Here is a 346-nt window from a genome sequence, read left to right as displayed (position 1 = left end):
GCACCTGGCCGTCGTCTGCGCCGAAGACATGCCGCGCTTTACGCCCGCGCTGGCGCTGTGCACGAGAAACGGCAGGCGGCGCGCGTCGGCCGGCGCATAGAGCATGTTGCGCACGGTGTCGAGCAGGCGCGCGCTCGTCATCGTGACGTCGATCTGGCGCGCCGTGCGCGGGTCCGGCAGGTTGAGTGTCAACGGCGCGGCATCGAGCTTGCCGACGAGGGCGTCGAATTCGCCGCGCAGGTTCGGATAGGCGCGGGCGCAGGCGGCATCCCTGGCGCACTGGGCGAACAGCTGGTCGAGCGCGGCCTGGCTGTCGCGGCCCCCGGCCGGGATCACCTGGTGTGTG

1 pseudogene is annotated in these 346 nt (G+C 72.0%); it reads right to left on the bottom strand.

Annotation, left to right across the window (positions count from 1 at the left end):
* A pseudogene (locus ACEN88_RS34380) lies at positions 1 to 346 on the bottom strand (hypothetical protein); the annotation flags it as partial.

The organism is Massilia sp. CT11-108, from assembly GCF_047302915.1.
Taxonomy (GTDB): domain Bacteria; phylum Pseudomonadota; class Gammaproteobacteria; order Burkholderiales; family Burkholderiaceae_D; genus Telluria; species Telluria orientalis.
This window is presented reverse-complemented; position numbering and strand designations above follow the sequence as displayed.